Annotated in this window: 17 protein-coding genes; 12 read left to right on the plus strand and 5 right to left on the minus strand. The window is 46.2% G+C overall.

The genetic code is table 11. The annotated features are described in order from the left end of the window. Positions 1 to 17 precede the first annotated feature (17 nt). The 7 genes from zipA (at position 18) to SDE_RS09910 (ending at position 9288) form a co-directional block, all read left to right on the plus strand. Positions 18 to 1154, plus strand: a complete 1137-nt coding sequence (gene zipA, locus SDE_RS09875; RefSeq protein ID WP_011468358.1) for a cell division protein ZipA — start codon at positions 18 to 20, stop codon at positions 1152 to 1154. Positions 1155 to 1231: 77 nt separating this feature from the next. Further along, entirely contained in the window at positions 1232 to 3256 is a 2025-nt protein-coding gene (ligA, locus tag SDE_RS09880) for an NAD-dependent DNA ligase LigA (protein ID WP_011468359.1), read from the plus strand. Then, positions 3256 to 3870 (plus strand): transglycosylase SLT domain-containing protein, encoded by a 615-nt coding sequence (locus tag SDE_RS09885; RefSeq protein WP_011468360.1) that lies wholly within the window; start codon positions 3256 to 3258, stop codon positions 3868 to 3870. The genes ligA and SDE_RS09885 overlap by 1 nt, the downstream gene beginning before the upstream one ends. Before the next feature lie 13 nt (positions 3871 to 3883). Then, the gene (locus SDE_RS09890) at positions 3884 to 4306 is read left to right on the plus strand and encodes a hypothetical protein (RefSeq protein WP_011468361.1); all 423 of its coding nucleotides are present in this window, start codon (positions 3884 to 3886) and stop codon (positions 4304 to 4306) included. Between the two features lie 272 nt (positions 4307 to 4578). Beyond that, positions 4579 to 5613: an AraC family transcriptional regulator gene (locus SDE_RS09900; protein WP_011468362.1), complete on the plus strand. Its 1035-nt coding sequence runs from the start codon at positions 4579 to 4581 to the stop codon at positions 5611 to 5613. A gap of 135 nt (positions 5614 to 5748) precedes the next feature. After that, positions 5749 to 7536 carry an acyl-CoA dehydrogenase C-terminal domain-containing protein gene (locus SDE_RS09905; protein ID WP_011468363.1) on the plus strand — a complete coding sequence of 596 codons (1788 nt, stop codon included), beginning with the start codon at positions 5749 to 5751 and terminating at the stop codon, positions 7534 to 7536. A 150-nt stretch (positions 7537 to 7686) separates the two neighbouring features. Further along, on the plus strand, positions 7687 to 9288 hold the full coding sequence (locus SDE_RS09910) for an AMP-binding protein (RefSeq protein WP_011468364.1): 1602 nt from the start codon (positions 7687 to 7689) through the stop codon (positions 9286 to 9288). 6 nt (positions 9289 to 9294) lie between these two features. Here the strand turns inward: SDE_RS09910 and SDE_RS22635 are convergent, their stop codons facing one another. Continuing rightward, entirely contained in the window at positions 9295 to 9654 is a 360-nt protein-coding gene (locus SDE_RS22635) for a DUF6471 domain-containing protein (RefSeq protein WP_143710876.1), read from the minus strand. 489 nt (positions 9655 to 10143) lie between these two features. On the opposite strand from SDE_RS22635, the gene SDE_RS09920 reads away from it, so the two are divergent. The 3 genes from SDE_RS09920 to SDE_RS09930 all read left to right on the plus strand — a co-directional run bounded on the left by SDE_RS09920 (position 10144) and on the right by SDE_RS09930 (position 12633). Then, on the plus strand, positions 10144 to 11286 hold the full coding sequence (locus SDE_RS09920; protein ID WP_011468366.1) for a patatin-like phospholipase family protein: 1143 nt from the start codon (positions 10144 to 10146) through the stop codon (positions 11284 to 11286). 32 nt (positions 11287 to 11318) lie between these two features. Further along, the gene (locus tag SDE_RS09925) at positions 11319 to 12185 is read left to right on the plus strand and encodes a DMT family transporter (protein WP_011468367.1); all 867 of its coding nucleotides are present in this window, start codon (positions 11319 to 11321) and stop codon (positions 12183 to 12185) included. Between the two features lie 172 nt (positions 12186 to 12357). Further along, the gene (locus tag SDE_RS09930; RefSeq protein ID WP_011468368.1) at positions 12358 to 12633 is read left to right on the plus strand and encodes a hypothetical protein; all 276 of its coding nucleotides are present in this window, start codon (positions 12358 to 12360) and stop codon (positions 12631 to 12633) included. A 228-nt stretch (positions 12634 to 12861) separates the two neighbouring features. Here SDE_RS09930 and uxuA read toward each other — a convergent pair whose 3' ends face one another. The 3 genes from uxuA to acnB all read right to left on the minus strand — a co-directional run bounded on the left by uxuA (position 12862) and on the right by acnB (position 18229). Next, a complete protein-coding gene (gene uxuA, locus SDE_RS09935) occupies positions 12862 to 14049 on the minus strand; it encodes a mannonate dehydratase (RefSeq protein WP_011468369.1) in 1188 nt (395 codons plus the stop codon). 57 nt (positions 14050 to 14106) lie between these two features. Continuing rightward, positions 14107 to 15420, minus strand: a complete 1314-nt coding sequence (locus SDE_RS09940) for a GntP family permease (RefSeq protein WP_011468370.1) — start codon at positions 15418 to 15420, stop codon at positions 14107 to 14109. A gap of 184 nt (positions 15421 to 15604) precedes the next feature. Then, entirely contained in the window at positions 15605 to 18229 is a 2625-nt protein-coding gene (gene acnB, locus SDE_RS09945; protein ID WP_011468371.1) for a bifunctional aconitate hydratase 2/2-methylisocitrate dehydratase, read from the minus strand. Between the two features lie 508 nt (positions 18230 to 18737). Here acnB and SDE_RS09950 point away from each other — a divergent pair. After that, positions 18738 to 19214 (plus strand): DUF1289 domain-containing protein, encoded by a 477-nt coding sequence (locus SDE_RS09950; RefSeq protein ID WP_011468372.1) that lies wholly within the window; start codon positions 18738 to 18740, stop codon positions 19212 to 19214. A gap of 3 nt (positions 19215 to 19217) precedes the next feature. Further along, on the plus strand, positions 19218 to 19850 hold the full coding sequence (locus SDE_RS09955) for a tRNA-(ms[2]io[6]A)-hydroxylase (protein WP_011468373.1): 633 nt from the start codon (positions 19218 to 19220) through the stop codon (positions 19848 to 19850). Between the two features lie 25 nt (positions 19851 to 19875). Here the strand turns inward: SDE_RS09955 and SDE_RS09960 are convergent, their stop codons facing one another. Next, positions 19876 to 21939, minus strand: coding sequence for a TonB-dependent receptor (locus tag SDE_RS09960; protein ID WP_011468374.1), 2064 nt, complete (start codon positions 21937 to 21939; stop codon positions 19876 to 19878). Between the last annotated feature and the right edge of the window lie 102 nt (positions 21940 to 22041).

Raw genomic sequence — 22041 nt, forward strand, 5'->3', positions numbered from 1 at the left:
AAAGGTTTTGTTAAATTATGCCTGATTGGATAACAGTCATTATTGTTCTACTTATTGTAGGCATTGTGTTAGATGGAATTCGGCGCGTGCGCATCCATCGCAGGGAAAATATTCGATTAACTCGTCGCGCTAAATTGGCCGATGCGGAAGTAGATGCTGTTGCTACTACCAGTAACAGCGAGTTTCCTTCTGGCGGCGCGCGCGTTGCTGTCTATCGCAAGCCTGACGAGGCTGAAAACATTAACAAGAACGTGCGCCAATCTTTTACCTCTAAGCGCACTACAGTTGGTGCGCCTTCGCGTATTCCCGAACAAGTGAAGCTTAACTTGGATGAAACTGTACCCATGCTAATGGATTCGGTTGAAGTGGAAGGTAAGGACGAAGCAGACGTTGATATTGATAACGACTTTGCGTTTGAGCAGGCGAGCGCAGACGACTTAGGTGTGTTGGCCTATGCGCCTGGTGAAGAGCAGCATGATGATCATGATGATGTTGCGGTTACCGAAGAATACAGTCACCAAGAAACCGAACCTTCGCTTGGCTCATTAGACGATATTGATGATGCATTAGATGAGCCGCCAGCTCAGCACGCTGCGCCTAGCTATGCCGAGCCGGTTGAGCAAGTGAGCGCTGCACCGAAAAAAGCAGAACCAGAAAAAGCGCCAGTGGAAAAGCGTGAGAAAAACAGTCAGCCGGTAGCGAAAGAAGAAAAAGTTATCGAGCCAGAAGAAGTGCTCATTATTAACGTAATGGCTAAAAAAGGTGAGCGCTTTTTGGGTGAAGCTCTGTTGCAGGCGCTCATGGATCAGCATATAAAGTTTGGTGATATGGATATTTTCCATCGTCATGCAGACGAAAATGGCGATGGTCCAATTTTGTTTAGCGTGGCCAACATGGTGGTGCCGGGCACGTTTAACTTGGCATCTATGAGCGAGTTTACTACCCCTGGCGTAAGCCTATTTTTAAGCCTGCCAGTAGAGGCCGAAAGCTTAGTTGCATTTAATACCATGGCAGATGCCGCACGCGGGTTAGCCGATGCGCTGGGTGGCGAGCTAAAGGATGAAAACCGCAGTGTAATGACTAAGCAAACCATAGAGCATGCTCGCCAAAAGGTGATGGAATTTGAGCGCAAGCGCAAATTGCGTGCGCGTTAGGTTTTGTTAAGAATATCGCTAGGTTCACCAGTTAAACGGCCTGGTTATATTAAAGATCGATAAATTTGAGAGATGTAATGGCGGCGTCAGACGCAGTTTTAGACAAGCTAGAAAGCCTTAAAAACCAAATAAATTATCATAATAAATTGTATTATGTGTTGGATGCCCCTGAGCTGCCAGACGCCGAATACGATAAGTTGTTTCAAGAGCTTCAAGCCATTGAGCAACAATTTCCTGAATTAGTTACCGAAGACTCCCCAACCCAGCGTGTTGGGGCCGCACCGCTAGACTCTTTTGCTAGTATCGAGCATAAGCGCCCAATGTTATCACTCGACAACGTATTTAACGTTGAAGAGCTGTTTGCATTCGACAAGCGTATAAGAGACAGAATAAATGCCGATGCATCCCTAGAATATTCCTGTGAACCGAAATTCGACGGTATTGCTGCGAGCTTGCTTTACGAAAACGGCCGCTTAAAAACTGCCGCAACCCGAGGCGATGGAACGGTTGGTGAAGATATTACCCAAAACATGAGAACAATCGGTTCCGTGCCGCTTAAGCTTGAAGGTAATAATATTCCAGCAGTGCTAGAGGTGCGCGGTGAAGTTTATATGCCCAAGGCCGGTTTTCTGCGAATAAACGAAGAGGCTTTAGCGAAAAACGAAAAGACATTTGTTAACCCACGCAATGCGGCAGCAGGTAGCTTGCGGCAATTGAACCCACAAATAACCGCTAAGCGCCCTTTGGTATTTTGCGCTTATAACGTCGGGGTTGTTGAAGGCGGGGAGTTGCCAGCCACTCATTACGAAACCTTAACACAGCTTTTTGAGTGGGGCTTTCTAGTAAGCGAAGAGCGTCGTATCGCCAAAGGTATAGAAGAGTGCGAAGCTTACTATCATTACTTAGAGGCTAAGCGCGAAAGCTTGGCTTACGATATCGACGGCATAGTATTTAAAGTAAACGCATTCGATCTGCAGGAGCGGTTGGGCTTTGTTTCACGTGCTCCTCGTTGGGCTATAGCGCATAAATTTCCTGCGCAAGAAGCGCTAACTGTATTGCACGATGTAGAGTTCCAAGTGGGCAGAACCGGCGCTATTACGCCTGTTGCAAAACTACAGCCTATTTTTGTTGGCGGCGTTACGGTGTCCAACGCGACTTTGCATAACAAAGATGAAATAGAACGGTTGGGAATACGCGTTGGCGATACAGTTATTGTGCGTCGAGCGGGTGATGTGATTCCACAAATTGTGTCGATTGTAGAGTCCAAACGACCGCAGGATGCTCGAGAAATTAAATTTCCAACGGCATGCCCAGTATGTGGTTCAGATGTCGAGTCTGTAGAGGGCGAGGCCGCAATTAGGTGTACCGGTGGCTTGGTGTGTGAAGCGCAGCGCAAAGAATCCATAAAGCATTTTGCTAGCCGCCAAGCGATGGATATAGATGGCTTGGGCGATAAAATCGTCGACCAGCTTGTCGACAATAAATTAGTTAATGATGTGGCTGATTTATACACACTCGATATACCAACACTTGCCGGTCTAGAGCGTTTGGGCGCAAAATCTGCGGCTAATTTAGTGGCCGCTATAGAAGCAAGCAAACAAACATCGCTAGATAAAATATTGTATGCCTTAGGTATTAGAGAGGTTGGTAGGGCCACTGCGCGCAACCTTGCTAACCATTTTTGCACACTCAATAAGGTAATGGATGCTACGCAAGAGCAGCTTATAGAAGTGACCGATGTAGGCCCGGTAGTTGCGCACTATGTGGTCGATTTCTTTGCGCAGGCTAACAACCGAGAAGTGATTGAAAAGTTGATTGCCGCTGGCGTAAATTGGCCGGATATAGAAAAGGTTGATGGTGTAAAACCGCTGGAAGGCACCACTTATGTATTGACTGGTTCGCTGGAGAGCTTGTCGCGAGACGAAGCTAAAGACAAGCTTCAGGCCTTGGGTGCAAAGGTGTCTGGCAGTGTATCGGCAAAAACCACTTGTGTGGTGGCAGGCCCTGGGGCAGGGTCAAAATTGGCTAAAGCCGAAAAGCTAGGCTTGGCTATATTGGATGAAGTAGGTTTACTCGCTCTACTCGAAGAGCACGGAGTCTAATGTTTAATTTAAGAATTATTGTGCTATGTGTGTTGATTGCTTCGTTTTTTTTAGGGGGCTGTACATCTACGCCGCCTAAGCATCTGAGTAACGCGTGCAGTATTTTCGACGAGAAAGACGATTGGTATAAAGATGCCAAAAAAGCGAGTAAGCGGTGGGGTATTCCTATAGCTACTAACTTGGCCATCATGCATCAAGAATCTAAGTTTGTATCCAAGGCTAAGCCGCCGCGTACCAAGTTCTTATGGATATTCCCTGGGCCAAGAAAAAGCAGCGCCTATGGTTATTCGCAGGCAAAAGATGAAACGTGGGATTGGTATAAGCGTGAATCGGGTCACGGTGGCGCCGATAGAGATGACTTTGATGATGCGATAGATTTTATTGCTTGGTATAACCACATTACGGTAAAGCGCAACAAAGTTAAGCCGACAGACACCTACAATTTGTACTTGGCCTATCACGAAGGTCACGGTGGCTTTTCACGCGGCACCTATAAGAAAAAGGCGTGGCTAATGGGTGTGGCTAAAAAAGTTGATCGGTTGGCGAGGTCCTATTCTGCGCAATTAAACAAATGTGAAGACAGGCTGGATTCATCCTGGTGGTGGCCATTTTAAATAAGGGTAGATAATGGATCAGGAATCAATCGTTTATGGGTGCATAAAAGATGTGACCTCGTTGTATTCTGAGGCGGAGCGTCGCCATGCTAATCGCAAAGCATTGCTTATGCTGCCAACATCTGACGAGTGGCCTTATTTAAGCCAAGAGATGTTTTCCATCCCTCAGTTAGAGCCGGGCCCAGATAACTACCAAACCGAAGTTGTTCACTTCGGCGCATCGTACAAAGCGATTGAGTACGAATGGAAAAATTGGGTAGAAAAATTTGAATTGTTACTTAGCAATATGTATTGGGTTTCGGCCGTTGTGCACTTAGAAACAGAGCTTTCTGGGGTGCATACGTTTACATGGTTATGTGAGGACGATTGCCATATTCCGGGTATGGATGCCTCTAAAGTACATTGCGAATGGTCGCGTGAGCACGCGCTAATTTAGTTATCACACATTGTGGCTTATGTTTTAAAGAGTCACCTAAATTTGTTACCCAAAGAGTGTAATTTTGAAATTTAAAGTTAAATTAAAAAAACGTTCGCGCATGTATGTAACGTTTTTTGCGTGCATAGCGGGGCTTTGGTTGTTAGTCACGCGCTTTGGGTTATCCGTCGACGACTTAATCCACTACGGTTTAATGTGTGGGCTGTTGGTACTCATTTTAGTTGTGGCAGCCGCATTTGTTGGTGGTCTACTCAGATTAATAAAGCACTTAAATGAGCGTTGAAGCGAATACAGTTCCTAGCCGTTACGCCGCGAGGCTGTTAGAGCAGGCCTCTGCCGCTGGTTGTGATGCAGAAGCCCTGCTTGCAGAGGTGGGCCTTAGTTCATCTGACTTGCAATCTAAAGATGTTATTCCCTCGTTAAAATACGGTGAGTTGTACCAGCTTGTTATGCGCAAAACGCACGATGAGTGGTTTGGCATGTTCAGCGCAGGCAAGGTGCCGCTGGGTGCATTTAGAATAATGTGCTTAACTTTGCTGCAATGTAGCACTCTGCGCCAAGTGATCATTCGCGCGGGGGAATTTGCTGAAATATGTCGAGGCATGAACACGCGGTATTACTTAGAAGAGAATGCATTAGAGGCTGCCATTACCCTTCGTCCTGTTAATCATATTTCTGAGGCAGAGTTTCAGCAGAAGCTTGACGAGGCAAAACCTGTTCACCTGTTAACTGCAGTACTAACTTGGCACCGTTTTGCCGAGTGGCTTGTTGCTAGTGATTTGCCTATTAAGCATGTGCTGGTTACTTACGATAATACACATACCGAAGAATCACTTGTTTATACAGAAGTGAAATCCATTCTATTTGAGCAACCCTATAACGGCATTGTTTATGACACGGCCTGTCTTGATTTGCCGGTTGTTCAAAACGAAGAAAATCTGCTTAATTTTTTACGTACCGCCCCCTACCATTTAGTGACGGAAGACCCTGCTCATATCCGTTTTGCCGATAAAGTACGCAATATTCTAAAGAAAGACGTAAGTGCTTCTATGCCATCTTCAGATGAAGTAGCTAGCCAGTTGCACATGTCTACAACCACTTTGCGTAGAAAACTACAAAACGACAATACCTCCTACCAACGCTTAAAAGATGAATGCCGAATGGAAGCCGCATTTCATTTGCTTAACTGCGCGGACCTGAGTAATAACGAGATAGCGCAGAAGCTGGGGTTTGATGAGCCCAGCGCATTTTTCCGCTCGTTTAAAAAGTGGACCGGGCAAACACCGGGCGAATATCGCGCAAGATAAAAAGCAATAAATTGCGCCAATCTGTTAGGGCTGAGACGTGCGTGGCGTATTTGTCACCTAAATTGGCCAAATAGGATATTGCATCTAAACTTGAAGTATTAGGTAATAACGGGACTATCAACAGAGGAATAAAGGATGTCAGATTACAAAGCGCCTATTAGAGATATTAAATTCGTTATGTATGAGCTGATGGGCTTTGAAGAGCACTATCAAACCATGCCCAATGGCGAAGATGCCTCTCAAGATGTTGTAGAAGCCATACTTGAAGAAAGTGCAAAGTTTTGCGAAAACGTATTGGCCCCACTTAACTCTGTGGGCGACGAGCAAGGCTGCACATGGAATGATGGTGTAGTAACCACTCCGGATGGCTTTAAAGCTGCCTACGAACAGTTCGTAGAGGCCGGCTGGCCATCGATGACCCATCACACCGAATACGGCGGGCAGGGGCTACCTGAATCGTTGGGTACAGTATTAAGTGAAATGACAGGCACCTCAAACTGGGCTTGGTGTATGTACCCAGGTCTTTCTCACGGTGCGATGAAAACCCTAGAGCTGCACGGTACCGAAGAGCAAAAGTCTACCTACCTCACCAAACTCGTTGAGGGCGCATGGACAGGAACAATGTGCTTAACCGAAGCCCATTGCGGTACTGATTTGGGCATGTTGCGTACCAAAGCCGAGCAGAACGAAGATGGCAGCTATTCTATTTCCGGCACCAAAATATTTATATCTGCGGGTGAGCACGATTTAGCCGAAAACATTGTCCACATTGTGCTCGCACGCTTACCTGGTGCTCCTGAAGGCACCAAAGGTATTTCACTATTCATTGTGCCCAAATTTTTACCCTCAGATGACGGTAGTGTAGGGGAGCGCAACCAGGTGGCCTGTGGCTCGCTTGAAGAAAAAATGGGTATTCACGGCAACGCTACCTGTGTAATGAATTTTGATGGTGCTAAGGGCTATTTAATAGGGCCACCCAATAAAGGCTTAAACTGTATGTTTACCTTTATGAATACGGCCCGTTTGGGAACCGCTTTGCAGGGTTTGGCACACGCTGAGTTGGGCTACCAAAAGTCCTTAGCCTACGCGAAAGATCGTATTCAAATGCGCGCGCTTTCTGGTGTTAAAAACCCAGATGGCCCTGCAGACCCAATTATTTGTCACCCCGATGTACGCAGAATGTTGCTAACGCAAAAAGCGTTTGCCGAAGGCGGCAGAATGCTTATCTATTTCTTGGCTAAACAAGTCGATATAGAAAGCCATGCTCAAAATGAAGCAGATAAAGCCGCAGCTTCCGATATGTTGGCATTACTTACGCCTATAGCGAAGGCGTTTTTAACAGAAACGGGCTTTGAGTCGGCTAACTTGGCAGTACAGTGCTTTGGCGGTCATGGTTATATTCGTGAATGGGGTGCTGAGCAAAACGTACGTGACGCGCGTATCTCCATGCTGTACGAAGGTACGACGGGAATTCAAGCGCTCGATTTATTAGGCCGTAAGGTGCTTATGAGTCAGGGTGAGGTATTGCGCAAGTTCACCAAAGTTATTCATAAGTTTTGTGAAGCCAATAAAGATAACGCCGCCATCAGTGAGTTTGTTGAGCCTCTAGCCCAACTAAATAAAGAGTGGGGCGATGTGACAATGCATATCGGTTTGGCAGCCATGGAAAACCCCGAAGAAGTGGGCGCCGCCTCTGTCGATTACTTAATGTATTCGGGCTATATCACTCTCGCTTATTTTTGGGCTCAGGCGGCGCTTGTTGCGTCTGCCAACCTTGAATCTAGCGAGAAAGATTACTACGCGAGTAAAATAAAAACTGCTCGTTTTTACTATCAAAGATTGTTGCCACGCACCCAGTCGCTGGTTACCACTATGAAGTCTGGTGCCGCGAATTTACTCGACTTGACGCTAGAAGAGTTCTAAAAAGCAACCCCCAGTAAAGCTGGGGGTTTTTGTTCTAGTATTTCAAAGATTTATTTGCTAATTTTGTTGCAAGACAAATGTTTGCTACTTATCCAACACATACAATAATCATAAAGGGTCGTCGCCCTATACTGATTCAGGGAGAGCGGTGTGGTACCTCGGTTTAATACAGCAGTAGAGCTGCTGGAATTCGCATTTAAAAACTACCCCCAAAACAGAGCATATACCTGTGCTGGTCACACGTTAACTTTTGACGAAATAGAAAAGTTAAGTGCCGAGTTTGCTTATTATTTGCAAAACGTACTTAAGCTAGAGCCTGGCGATCGCATAGCCATGCAACTGCCTAACGTATTGCAGTACCCCGTAGCATTGTACGGTGCTATTCGTGCGGGTTTGGTTGTGGTTAATACCAACCCTTTATATACCGCGCCAGAAATTGAACACCAGCTAAATGATAGCGGTGCGAAGGCATTGGTTGTGCTTTCTAATATTGCTGCCAATGCAGCAAGTATTATTAAAAACACCAAAGTCGAGCACGTAATTGTTACCAATTTCGCTGATTTACACCCAGCCCCCAAGCGCTGGATTATTAACGCTGTTGTTAAACATGTTAAAAAAATGGTGCCAAAATTCCATTTTGAATCACAACATGCGTTTAGAGCGGCTGTTGGTCACGGTAAAACCAGCTTTACTAAACACGCTAAAACGTCAGATGATTTGCTTGTACTGCAATATACAGGCGGTACTACAGGTGTGGCCAAGGGGGCTATGCTCACGCACGGCAATTTAACCAGCAATGTTTGGCAAATGATTGAGCATATGCCAAATGCCTATGTGCCGGGTAAAGAGACCTTTTTAGCTTGCTTGCCGCTTTATCACATCTATGCATTTAACCTACACGCGCTGTCGGCTTTTTGTTACGGTGAACACAATATTCTTATACCAAACCCGCGCGATTTACAGAGTTTGGTCGATGCTATTAAAAATGAAGACCTCACGGTGATGATCGGCATTAATACTTTGTTTAATGCGCTGTGCCGGTTTGAACCCTTTTTAGCCTTAAATTTTGATCGCTTAAAAATAACTTCTTCTGGCGGAATGGCATTGACTATGGATGCTGCTCACACTTGGGAGAAAATTACCGGCTGTAAAGTAGTCGAAGGTTACGGTTTAACGGAGGCTTCCCCTGTTGTGAGTGGTAATCCGTCTGATGCTATTCAGTTGGGTACAATTGGTGTGCCGTTACCAGAAACGCAGGTTAAAATTGTAGATGATATGGGTAACGAGTTACCTCAAGGTGAAACCGGCGAGCTTTGTGTGAAAGGCCCACAGGTAATGCCCGGTTACTGGAATAAACCTGAAGAAACTAAAAAAGTGCTGTCGGATGGCTGGTTGCGCACAGGCGATATGGCGCTTATTCAGGCAGACGGTTACTTAAAAATAGTAGACCGTAAAAAAGACCTTATTATTGTGTCTGGCTTTAATGTTTACCCTAATGAAGTTGAAGACGTTATTACTCAGCACCCAGCAGTAATAGAAGCTGCAGCTGTAGGCATGGCTGATGCTGAATCGGGAGAGCGGGTTAAAGTATTTGCAGTTGTAAGCGATACTAATGTGACCGAGCGGGAACTAGTCGATTTTTGTAAAAAAAGCTTAACTGGCTATAAAGTGCCCAAGAAAATAGTATTCCGCGAAGCATTACCTAAAACCAATGTGGGTAAAATTCTACGCCGAGAATTGCGCGACGAGTAAGCGTATTTAATCTATAGGAGGCAGTTTTTCTGCCTCTTTCATTTCTGCCCCATTATTTTCAGCTTCTTTAATTTTAAGGTAAATCTTTTCTAGCTCCCGCATTTGCAGAGTATCTACCTCTAGGCATAACACCATAAATAAAAACATTTGTGCCCCTAGTGCGCCAGAGTTCACTTTGTTGCGCAGTGTAGCGGGGTTGTGAACAATGCCGAATTTCTCTTCTAGCTTTACGCTTAACCCGTTATAGGTAACACCAGCTAGCTCCATTTGCGCGCGTATATATCTAGCGAGTGTTTTGCGCATGCTTTCATTTTGGTAAATATTGGCCATGTAATACTCAAGTATGAAGTGTTCTTGGGGGGCCATAGTAAAACCATAGCGCTGAAATTTAAACTTTGGGAGCCTTGAATAAGCGCTTTTTGGTTGTCTGTCGATATAAAATACCGAAGAGGACCAAAATGCTTGAAAGCCCCGTAGGGCGTAGCCAAAACGGCTACCCGGTTCGTTGTTGCAATTGCTAAAGGCTGAGGCCATTACCTGCAAAGAACGCCTAGCGGCTGAACGATTTGGCTCTGGCAAAAAGCAGTTGGGGTTATTCAGAGATTCCTTTATTACTAAGCGCGCGTTTAACGCTTGTTTGGTTAGAGCCATTCAATGTTACACTTTATGGTACATCCTACGCGGGTTAGCTGTATTGTAAGCTACGCAGATGCATATTAAGTGAGTATCCCATGTATTTGATTGTTCACTTAACTGCTAAACTTTTATTAAATACTGTTAATCTAGCCATCAACGAAAGCTAACCAGTAATCGGGTGCGATCGGAAGAGCTTAATTTAGGCGTGTCGACTAACCTATGGGTACAAATGCATTAATATTATCGGGTGGTGGTGCACGTGCAGCCTATCAAGCTGGTGTGCTGCAGGCCGTTGCCGATATATTGCCAGATCTTCACAATCCGTTTCCCATTATTTGTGGCACATCTGCCGGTGCCATTAATGCCACGGCAATGGCTGCGCACCCTGGCGAGTTTAGAGCTGCAGCCCTCGATTTAGCCAAAACCTGGCGCTCGTTGGAGATGGATCAGGTATTCCATAGCGATTGGTGGTCGTTAATTAGCGGTGCATTCCGAGCAGGTGCTTCACTGTTTAACGATGGGGTAGGTAAGGACCGCCCTGTGTCACTGCTAGATAACACTCCCTTGCGAGAATTCCTTAAAACCGTAATCCCTTTCGAAAATATCCAAAAACGCGTCGAATCCGGCGATTTAGAAGCACTCTGTATTACTGCGCTAGGGTACAATTCTGGCGATTCCGTAAGCTTTTTTCAGGGTAATGAAACATTACGTGGTTGGCGACGCTACCGCCGCGTGGGCACGCCGTCAGAAATTACCGTAGAGCATTTAATGGCCTCTTCAGCTATCCCAGCCGTTTTCCCCGCTGTGCCATTAAAGCGAGAGTATTTTGGCGATGGTGCTATGCGACAAATGGCGCCCATTAGCCCCGCATTGCACTTGGGGGCAGATAGGGTGTTTGTAATTGGTGTGAGTGGTAACCGTAACCCGGTGCATTGGGGCCGACGCGGCAAAATTCCGCCAAAACACTCGCCCTCGCTAGCGCAAATTATTGGTCAAATGTTTAACAGCGCATTTATTGATGCCCTCGAGGGTGATATAGAGCATTTAGAGCGAGTAAACGCCTTGCTCGAACTGGCCGCTCAAGATAGATGCGAAAAAACGCTACATCTTAGACCGGTCGATACGCTTATAATTTCACCAACAAAAGAACTGGATAAAATTGCTGGGCGTAAGATCAAGCATATGCCCAAAAGCCTAAGATTCTTTATGCGTAAAACAGGTGCTACTGCAAAAGGTGGTGGTTCTGCTGCGGCAAGCTATTTATTGTTTACCCACGAATACTGTAACGAGCTAATGGAGCTTGGTTATCAGGATGCAATGTGGTCTAGAGAAAAAATAGAAGCTTTTTTTGCTGACGAATAGTCAGCCCCTTTCACAATAATAGTAGTCATTTAATGTTCCCCTTATCAAAAACAAACTTAGCTGTAGTCATTCTTTTTGCCGCGTCAATTCTATGGGGCTTAACTTGGATACCCCTTAAATTTTTCCAATCTGTTGGTATTGAAGGTGTGTGGTTGTTATTAGTCACGCAGGGTTTGCTTGCGTCGGCATTCCTGCGGGTTTCCTTCAAGCCACAGTATTTTGTTAGCCATTGGAAGCCGTTGTTGGCTATTACGTTCTTTGGTGGTGGGGCCATCTTGTTTTTTACTCTTGCGCTCATGTACGGCGAAATTATTCGGGTAATGGTGTTGTTCTATCTGTTGCCAGTGTGGGGAGTGCTAGGTGGGCGTCTGTTTCTGGGGGAGCGCATCGATTTAATTCGTGGTGTGTGTGTTGCTGCCGCAGTGTCTGGTGCTTTGCTTATTCTTGGTGGATTTGAAATTTTTAATACTCCGCCTACATGGCTAGATGTGATTGCATTGTTATCTGGGTTATTTTTTGCAGCAAATAACATCATGTTCCGCGCTGTCGAGACTGTACCTGTGAACACTAAGCTGTGGTTAATGTTTATCGGCTGTACCAGTATGGCAGCCATGCTTATAGCATTTGGTGTTCAACACGAGCCACCTCAAGCTAGTCAGTTTCACTGGCTTATGCTGGCAGGGTATGCGTTAACTTGGCTGCTTCTGGCTAATCTTGGCTCCCAATGGGCGGTAACCCAATTAGAAGCAGGGCGTTCGTCCATTATCATTATTATGGAGCTAGTCGCTGCAGTTATCTCCGCGCTACTTATAGCCGGTGAGAGCTTGTCACCTATGGAGTGGGTAGGCTGCGCACTGGTTGTGGTGGCGGCACTGCTTGAGGCTACTCGCGCTTCCTAAACTTGCAGGTTTATGTCGGCAGGGGTGCAGAAATAAGCCGCGGTTTATCTCCTTATATCCCACGAAAAGTGTAGGAGATTTCCTACATTACCTTCCGTTGTGGCCTACATCTTATTATTGGTTGCATCCCTAAAATACCCTCAACAAAACAAAATAATCTATCGGGGGTTTTATGGCTATTAAGGGCGTTATTATTTGTAAAAATGAAGATTCTCACTTGGCGGCTGCGGATATTGGCTGGGGTGAGGGCATTGTTGTTGAGTTAAGCGATAGCAGCGATGTGAAAATTGGCGATACGTTATCTGGCTTGAGCCGTGGCTACATGGTTACACCTTGCTACAACGAAACGAGCCAAAGTGTATTGACGGTAACTGTTTTATCTGGTGGCTTACCTATGGATGCGGCTTGCGAAATTGTATCCAATGAATTCGAGCGTATTGCTAGTTAAAAAACGTTTATTGAATTTGTGGTCGGGATGCTTAGTTAGCAAAAAGAAAGTTTATTAGGATTACCCAAGTGCATTGGATGCACAACTTTCTTGCTGATGCGCACACCAAGTTAATCACAGTTATGTAGTACTTTCCTTTTCTTTGCTTATATTTCTTATTTGTATCCACCTTTCAACTCTCTGTCGTCTTCAATTACATCCCTGTAATTCTAGCTCACAAAGCCAATTTTAGCCGTTGCTCATAGCGCGAGCGATTCCTATTTCTAAGCCGCGTATTTCGGCTAAACCTTTTATTCGGCCTATGCCTGAATAGCCCGGGTTGGTTTTTTTATCGAGATCGTCCATCATTTGGTGGCCGTGATCTGGGCGCATTGGGATAGAAACTTGACGTTTAATTGATACTCTGCGAATAGCTGATACCAGCTCGTACATATCCGTATCACCGTCTAAGTGGGCGGCTTCCATAAAGTTTCCCGCTGCATCGCGAATAACGTTTCTAAGGTGTAGAAAGTTAACTCTTTCGCCAAACTCTTCAACCATTGCAGGCAGGTCGTTGTCTACGCTCGCACCATAGGAGCCGGCGCAAAAGCACAAGCCATTGGAGGGGTTAGGCACAGCTTTAGTTAAGCTAATTATGTCTTGTCGATTTTTAATAATACGCGGCAACCCCAAGATAGAGCAGGGTGGGTCGTCGGGGTGGATGGCCATCTTCACTCCGGCTGAATCTGCTACGGGGCAAACTTCAGACAAGAAGTAAATTAGATGCTCACGAAGTTTGGCTTCATCTATTCCTTCGTAGGTGTCTAAGGCTTGTTGAAATTCTGCGAGGGTGAAGCTTTCTTCGCTACCGGGTAAGCCAGCAATAATATTGCGCTCTAAGGTGGCTTTGTCGGTGTCGGTAAGCGAATTTAACCAATCTAGCGCCTGTTCCTTTTCCTCTGTGGTGTAGTCTTTTTCTGCATTTGGGCGTTGTAGCATGTATACGTCGAAAGCTACGAGTGCTAAGCGTTCGAACTTAAGCGCTTTGGCGCCATCTGCAAGCTCGAAATCTAAGTTAGTTCTTGTCCAATCGAGCACTGGCATAAAGTTGTAGGTTATAACCTCTATGCCTGCTTGCCCTAAATTAAGGATGGTTTGTTTGTAGTTTTCTATTAGCTCTTCAAACCCTGCCTGTTGGGTTTTTATATGCTCATGCACAGGCACACTCTCTACAACCTTCCATTCTAAACCAGCTTTCTCTATAAGCTGTTTGCGCTCAAGAATTTCAGCAAGCGGCCAAATTGCACCGTTGGGTAGATGGTGCAATGCGCTTACAACGCCGGTGCAGCCTGCTTGGCGTATATCGCGTAAAGATACTGGGTCGGAAGGGCCAAACCAGCGCATGGTTTGAGCCATCAAATAGGGAAGAGACGCCATAATTATGCCTTTTTAAGCTTGAAATAATAGTTAGCTAGTGATTCTACAGCAAAAGTTTTACACAAAAACGTCAAGAATGAGTACCGCTGTAATTCCACCAATACCTACGATGGTTTCCATTAATGTCCAGGATTTAAGGGTGTCTTTTACGCTTAAATTGAAGTACTCCTTAAACATCCAAAAGCCTGAGTCGTTAACGTGACTGCACATCAAGCTCCCCGCGCCAATAGCAAGAATCATTAAGTTCGGGTCGGCGCCGGTCAAGGGCAGAACTGGCGCCATTATGCCGGCAGCGGTTAGGCCTGCCACCGTTGCAGACCCCAGGCAAATTCGTATCACTGTGGCAATAAACCAACCCAGTAACAGAGGGTTAATGGCTAAGTTCTGCATCAGTGCGCCAATATCTGAACTTACGCCACTCAAAACAAAAACCTGCTTTAGCGCACCCGCTCCAGCCACAATTAACATAATTATGGAGATGTCTTTTATCGCATCGGCATACCTTTCCATAAGTGTTTGTATTTTCACGTTTTGGCGAATGCCCAGCGTGTAAGTAGCAACCGCAAGTGCTGCAAGCATTATGAGTGAAGGATTGGCTAAGAATGTGAATAGGTTGTGTAGCTGCGAGCCAGTTGCTGCCTGCGACGGCAAAAACGATAGTCCAGCAATAAGAACAACGGGTAGCAGGGCTGTAGCGAATGCATTGGTGGCGCTAGGTAGCTGGTTATCAGGTAGGTCTTTGGGAGTAAATGTGGCTAGCGGTGTCGATTTAATATTTTTTAAAGCATTGGCAAACACCGGTCCCGCAAGAATCATGGTGGGTATTGCCACAATTAAACCGTAAATAAGCGTTGTGCTTAATTCAGCGTTGAACATGGGCACCATGGCTGTAGGCGATGGATGCGGCGGTAGAAAGCCATGCGTAACAGACAAGGCAGCAAGTAATGGGATACCCAAATAAACGGCTGGCAGCTTAGATTGGTAAACAACAGAAAATACGAGTGGCACTAACAGTACAAAACCCACGTTGTAAAACAGTGGGATACCGACAATAAAGCCTGTGAGCATAAGCGCCCAAGTGATGCGCTTGGGGCCGAATGCGCCTATCAATACCTGTGCTATTTTTTGTGCTGCACCACTTTCTGATACCAGCTTGCCAAACATGGCGCCTACGCAAATAACTATTACTAAACCGCTAAGCGTTGAACCTATGCCTGTTTCAATCGCCTGCGGAATATCTTGCAGTGGAATATTAAGAATAATACCTGCGAATATAGAGGTGGCCAAAAATGCTAAAAAGGGGTGAATTTTTAGCCAAACAATTAGGCCCACAAGCAGTACGATTGACGCTAAAACACCGAAAATTTCCATAGCTGTTTCACTTATTGTTTTAATTTGGTTAGTTACTAGAAATAACTTATTGAAATGGTTGCGCTACCAAAGGATTGTACAGTGGCTAGGGTAAAGTTAGGTGAGAATAGGTGACAGGGTTTAGTGGCGTGCATAAAAAACCCCGCGAGAAGCGGGGTTTAGGGGGTAAGCTATTTAGATGTTGTTACATTGCAACGTCTTGAATTTCTACCGCTGCGATACGCTTGCCTTCTTCAGCACCTTTGGTGAAAGAGGCAATTTGATCGAAGTTCATGTAGCGGAAAATCTCATCGGACATGGAGTCGATTTTCGCAGCGTATTCCATATACTCAGCCGGGGTGGGTAAGCGACCCAAAATACCGCCAACTGCGGCCAACTCTGCCGAAGTTAAGTAAACATTGGCGCCATTACCTAAACGGTTAGGGAAGTTACGGGTAGAAGTAGAAAGTACGGTAACGCCATCGGCTACACGTGCTTGGTTACCCATACACAAAGAGCAACCAGGCATTTCCATACGTACGCCATTGCGGCCGTAAATATTGTAGTAGCCTTCTTCCATTAAGGTGTGCTCATCCATTTTAGTTGGAGGAGACATCCAGAAGCGGGTTTTTAAGCCGTCTTTGTTGGCGTCTAACAACTTACCGGCAGCGCGGAAGTGGCCGATGTTGGTCATACAAGAACCAATGAACACTTCGTCTACTTTGTCGCCGGCAACTTCAGATAGCAAGCGTGCATCGTCTGGGTCGTTCGGGCAGCAAACTACTGGCTCGGTAATGGTATCTAGGTCGATCTCGATAACCGCTGCGTATTCTGCGTCTGCGTCAGCTTTAAGCTGTGATGGGTTGGCAAGCCACTCTTCCATCTTTTGTGCGCGGCGCTCAAGGGTACGTACATCTTGGTAGCCTTCAGAAATCATCCAGCGCAACAAGGTGATGTTAGAGCGCAGGTATTCTGCAAGCTTGTCTTCTGGTAGCTGAATGGTACAGCCAGCAGCAGAGCGCTCGGCAGAGGCATCTGAAAGCTCGAAAGCTTGTTCTACGGTTAGGTCGTCTAAGCCTTCAATTTCAAGAATGCGGCCAGAGAAAATATTCTTCTTGCCTTTTTTCTCTACGGTTAACAAACCATCTTTGATTGCCTGATAAGGAATTGCGTGTACTAGGTCACGTAGAGTGATGCCTGGCTTACGGGTACCTTTAAAACGAACCAATACAGACTCGGGCATATCCAACGGCATTACGCCGGTGGCTGCTGCGAAAGCTACAAGGCCAGAACCCGCAGGGAATGAAATACCCATAGGGAAGCGAGTGTGTGAATCGCCACCCGTACCTACGGTATCTGGCAACAACATGCGGTTTAACCATGAGTGGATAATACCGTCGCCAGGGCGCAAAGAAACACCGCCGCGGTTTTGGATAAAGTCTGGCAGGGTGTGCTGAGTGTCAATGTCTACAGGCTTAGGGTAAGCCGCAGTGTGACAGAAAGACTGCATAACTAAATCGGCAGAGAAGCCCAAACATGCAAGGTCTTTAAGCTCATCGCGCGTCATTGGGCCAGTGGTGTCCTGCGAGCCTACTGTGGTCATACGTGGCTCACAGTATGTGCCTGGGCGAACGCCTTTGCCTTCGGCTAGGCCACATGCGCGACCAACCATTTTTTGCGCTAGAGAGAAGCCTTTACCTGAATCTGCTGGAGATTGCGGTACGCGGAACAACTCAGACACAGGCAAACCTAAAGATTCGCGTGCGCGAGTGGTTAAACCACGGCCAATAATTAAGTTAATACGGCCACCAGCGCGAACTTCGTCTAACAATACGTCAGATTTCAATTCAAACTCAGAGATGGTTTCGCCAGCTTCGTTAAGAATTTTGCCTTCGTATGGGCGGATTTCAATGACATCGCCCATGCCCAAATTATCAACTGGAGCTTCGAACACAAGTGCGCCAGCATCTTCCATGGTGTTGTAGAAAATTGGGGCTACTTTGCCACCTATACAAATACCGCCGCCGCGCTTGTTTGGTACGCCAGGCATATCGTCGCCAAAGAACCACAATACCGAGTTGGTAGCTGATTTACGTGAAGAACCAGTACCAACAACGTCGCCAACAAAAGCAACTGGAATGCCGCTGTCTTGTAAGCTCTTGATTTGTGTCATTGGGCCTGTAACACCGTGCTCTTCTGGTGTTAAACCGTCACGGGTCATTTTGTACATGGCTAATGCATGTAGCGGGATATCAGGGCGAGACCAGGCATCTTGTGCTGGTGAAAGGTCATCGGTGTTGGTTTCGCCAGTTACTTTAAATACAGCAACTTTGATAGATTCTGCAACGGCATCACGCGAGGTAAACCACTCGCCATCTGCCCACGATTGCATAACTTCTTGTGCGTTTGCGTTGCCAGCTTTGGCTTTTTCTTCCACATCGTGGAAGGCGTCGAACATCAATAGGGTGTGTTTTAATTCTTTGGCAGCTAGGCTTGCTAATTCTGCGTCGTCTAACAAAGCAACCAAGGTTTCAATGTTGTAGCCGCCGTGCATATTGCCAAGCAGTACAACAGCATCTTGTTTGCTGATAAGAGAACAAGTGGTTTCGCCTTTAGCAATAGCAGATAGGAAACCAGCTTTTACGTATGCAGCTTCATCTACGCCAGGTGGTACGCGATTGCTGATAAGGTCTACCAAAGTTTCTTCTTCGCCAGCGGGCGGATTTTTAAGAAGCTCTACCAAATCGGCAACTTGCTCTGGAGAAAGTGGTTTGGGTGGAATGCCCAGTGCTGCGCGTTCGGCAACGTGTTCGCGGTATGCTTCTAGCACGATAATTGTCCTCTAATGTGTGGATTTACTCTAGCTAACAGGATCTCTGCTGGCCGAGGCTATCGATTGTCGTAATCGATGGGTGAGCGTTCTGCTCTTATTTCGGGGCGCAGATTTTACCTTAAAGCCAAGGTGGTGTTAAGGAACTTCATAAATAAGAGCTAAGTTTATGAAAACAAAGGTTGTTTTGCCCAAAAAAGGTGCAAGTTGCGGTTAAGCTTAGTACAAATTTGGTTTGACGCTGGCGAAATTTAAATCTGCAATTTCAAGCCGTCAGTTAAAGTGAATCCTCCAGCTACTTTAGGTTTGAGTTGTAACTCACTGTATTTAAATGTGTTTTTTCTAGGCTTTGCTTTGGTTTAACCAAGTTTGGCTGGCAGTTTTTAGCCTTGGGACAAATAGCGCCTAGATCGCCTATAGCTTAGTGCATAAACGCACAGCACAAATCACGCCACAACCGCTGGGCATTAAAATCGAGCGGTTGCCCATCCAAGGGGGGCGCGGCATAATGCACCGCCAGACCCGAGTGAGTTGTATAAAGAGCATGGTTAGGCGAGTTAAAACCCCTTGTATTGGCGTGTGTTCCACCGGCATTGGCGATAGCGTATGCCGAGGGTGCAAGCGTTTTACGCACGAGGTAATCCATTGGAATGGTTACACAGAAGAAGAAAAGGCCCATATTATTCGACGGTTGGATGTGCTCTTGTCGCAAGTGATTTATGGGAAGTTCGCTATAGATAACCCCGCACTACTAGAGCAGGGGCTAAAGCACCAACATATTCGCTACGACCCAATAGCTTCGCCTTCCACTTGGCTTTTTACATTGCTAAAAGCAGGTGCGACTCAAATTAAAGATCTAACTGTATTTGGGTGCAGGGTATTACCCGATTGGCGAGGCGTTAGCTTACCCGAGCTGCGCGATACAATAGACGCCGACTTTTTTACTCTCTCTCAAGTTCATTATGAACGTTATTTCCGCGTATAAATTATGACTAAATCTGTTCACGAATTTCTGTTATGTGAAACCTCCGAAAGCTGGATTGAATCGGCTTTAGCGCACCAAGATTTACTGTTGCTTGATCACGCCAATTGCGAAAAAAAGGCAGCGGGCACGGCAATGAACTTGATGTATCGCTATGTGGATGATTTTGAGCTGCTGAACAAAATGTCGCGTCTTGCTCGCGAAGAGTTGCGACACTTTGAGCAGGTAATTGCCATTATGGAAAAGCGCGGTATACCTTACGAGCAAATTACCGCTTCGCGCTATGCCGCCGATTTGCGAAAGCCCGTGCGCACCCACGAGCCAGCTCGTCAGATAGATACCTTAATTGTGGGGGCCATTATCGAGGCGCGAAGCTGCGAGCGCTTTGAGAAATTGGCACCGCACTTAGATGAGGAGCTGCAAAAGTTTTACTTGTCGCTACTCAAGTCTGAATCGCGCCATTATCGCGATTACCTCGGCTTAGCTAAGAAAGCGGCTGGCGATATGGATATAAGTGAACGCGTGCAGTTTTTCCTCGAGCGCGAAAAAGCCTTAGTAGAAAGCGATGATATTGAATTTCGCTTTCACTCAGGTGCCACGTTTACCGCCCCCGAACCGACTGAAAATGTTACCCCATAGGCGCCTAGCAACGGCGCCTTTCCTCCTACCAATACACACTTAATTCCAGCGTCAATCTGCGATCTAAGCCGGGGAAGTATCTCGCTTCACCAAACGCATAGTCAGCTCGCTCGGCATAGCGGGTATTGAGCAAGTTCGAAATTTTAGTTCGCAGCACATAGCTGTTACTCGGCTGCCAGCTATGGCTTAAGTGGAATAATTGATGACCTTCATATTCTTGGCTGGCAGCACTATCTGTGTAGTATTTGCCCATTTTTTCCCAGCGTAGCTGCCACATAGTGGCGGTAGAAGCCTGCCAGCGCACATTAGCTTGATGCATGTTTTTAGGGGCGGTATCTAGCAGGGCTCCATCTAAGTTTGAATCTGTATTGTTAGTTGTTGGCGATTTCGCGTAAGTATGTAATGCGTGGGTGCCGCTGGTATTAAAGCTTAACGACTGGCTTGCCTGCCAAGTAATAGTGTATTCCAGCCCTTTGTGTTGGGTGTTTATGTTGTTAATAAAGCGTCTTTCGCTGTCGAGTAAAATATCGTCATTCACGAGCATGGTGTAGGCGCTTAGCGCATAGTTAAGGCTGTGCAAGGCACCGCTAAGCCCAAGCTCGTAGCTTGTACCAGTTATATGGGATAGCGGGGTTTGATTGCTAGATTGCAACCGGTATAGCTCGGTGGCTTGCGGCGTACGATACCCTTGTGCAGCGCGTGCATAGAGGGTGTTGTTGCTATTCAGTTTGTAGCTGGCGGTAAGCGTTGGGCTAACAACCTTAAAGGTATCCGTTTTGCTCGCAGGGCGATAAAACCGGCAATTGTTTGGGTTTTCGCAGGCGTAGCCGGCCTCCACATTGTTGCGGTATTTTAACGTGTCTATATTTGCGCTTAAGGTGGGCGTTAGCGTTAATTTTTCGTTGGCTTGCCACTCGGCGCGTATATACCAGCCAGCATTAATGGCGGTTACGTTGTAATTGTAATGGGTGCCTTCTGGGAATGCTGCTTGGTTAAACGGTGCAGGTTTATATTGAATCTCGGTTAGCTCGGCGCTAGTGAATTCTATATCTTGGCCTACAGTAAAGGCGGTGTTGGCAATATGCCGTGTGTGTTGAAGTTGTAATCCAGCGGAGCTATGTTGATTTTTTTCAACCGGCTGCCAAGGTACGAAATGCATAAGTAGTTGCATTTCATTGTGCCTAAAGTAGGGCGTGGCAGACGTTGAGTGTGCGCTATTTTGCCACTCAAATTTTGAGTAACCGCGTATATTACGAGCATCTCGGTAGGCTTCTGGGTTGCTGTTGCCATTCGCTAAGTCACTGTTTTTATATGCTTCATCGCCGTAAATATAGCCTGCAGTTTCTTGTTCTAAATTCATTAGGCTAAGCGAATCTGTACGCTGGTAGTTAGTTTTTTTAACTTGTTGGTATGCGTGTAAAAACTGCTGATTGTAGTACGCGGATTCGCGCGGGCTATTATTATGAGTCAATCTGCCGCTTAGGCCTTGAGTATTGCCATTAGAGTTATTGGTTAAGTCGATAGCGGCTGAGCTGTAACCTAATGTGGATTGGCCAATTGCGAAATTTTGTTTGTTGGCTTCGGTATGTGATGCCGCGTTGGTGTTTATATCCAGTACACCAAACAGAGCGTTGCCGCCGAATAAGCCCGATTGAGGCCCGCGCAATACAGTAACGTTATTTGCAGATTTGAAATCTGTAACCATTAGTTGGTTCACGTTACACAGGTTTTTGGCGAATAGGGGAATGCCATCTTCTGTGGCTAAATATGCCCCGCAAGCGCCGGCGCCAGTCAGTACGGGGGATCTTAGTGCGGTTAAGTGCTCAACGCCACTGCCGCGGCTAACCCATGTGCCGGGTGCATTAACAGCAACTTGCTGAAAATGCTCCGCCAAAGAAGATTCCAGCTGCTGTTTAGTAACTTCTGTTGCGCTCGTTGTATTTTCGTTAAGTGCTGCGTTTGTTTTTGTGCCTTCTACCACTACGGTTTCTATATTTTTACTGGTTGCGGCTTGCGCAGCCAGAAACAGAAAAGCGCTTGTTGAAAACAATGTTTTGGCACTATTAAGTTTTATGAGGGGAAAACGCATTGAGGTCTCGTGTGTTGGGTTGTGAAAGCGCGACAGCAGTTTGCGAAGCAAAGCTATGAGCCTAGATTGCTTAGTCTTAAGCCGGTCGCGCTTGTTGTTTAC

It is taken from the genome of Saccharophagus degradans 2-40 (assembly GCF_000013665.1).
Taxonomy (GTDB): Bacteria; Pseudomonadota; Gammaproteobacteria; order Pseudomonadales; family Cellvibrionaceae; genus Saccharophagus; species Saccharophagus degradans.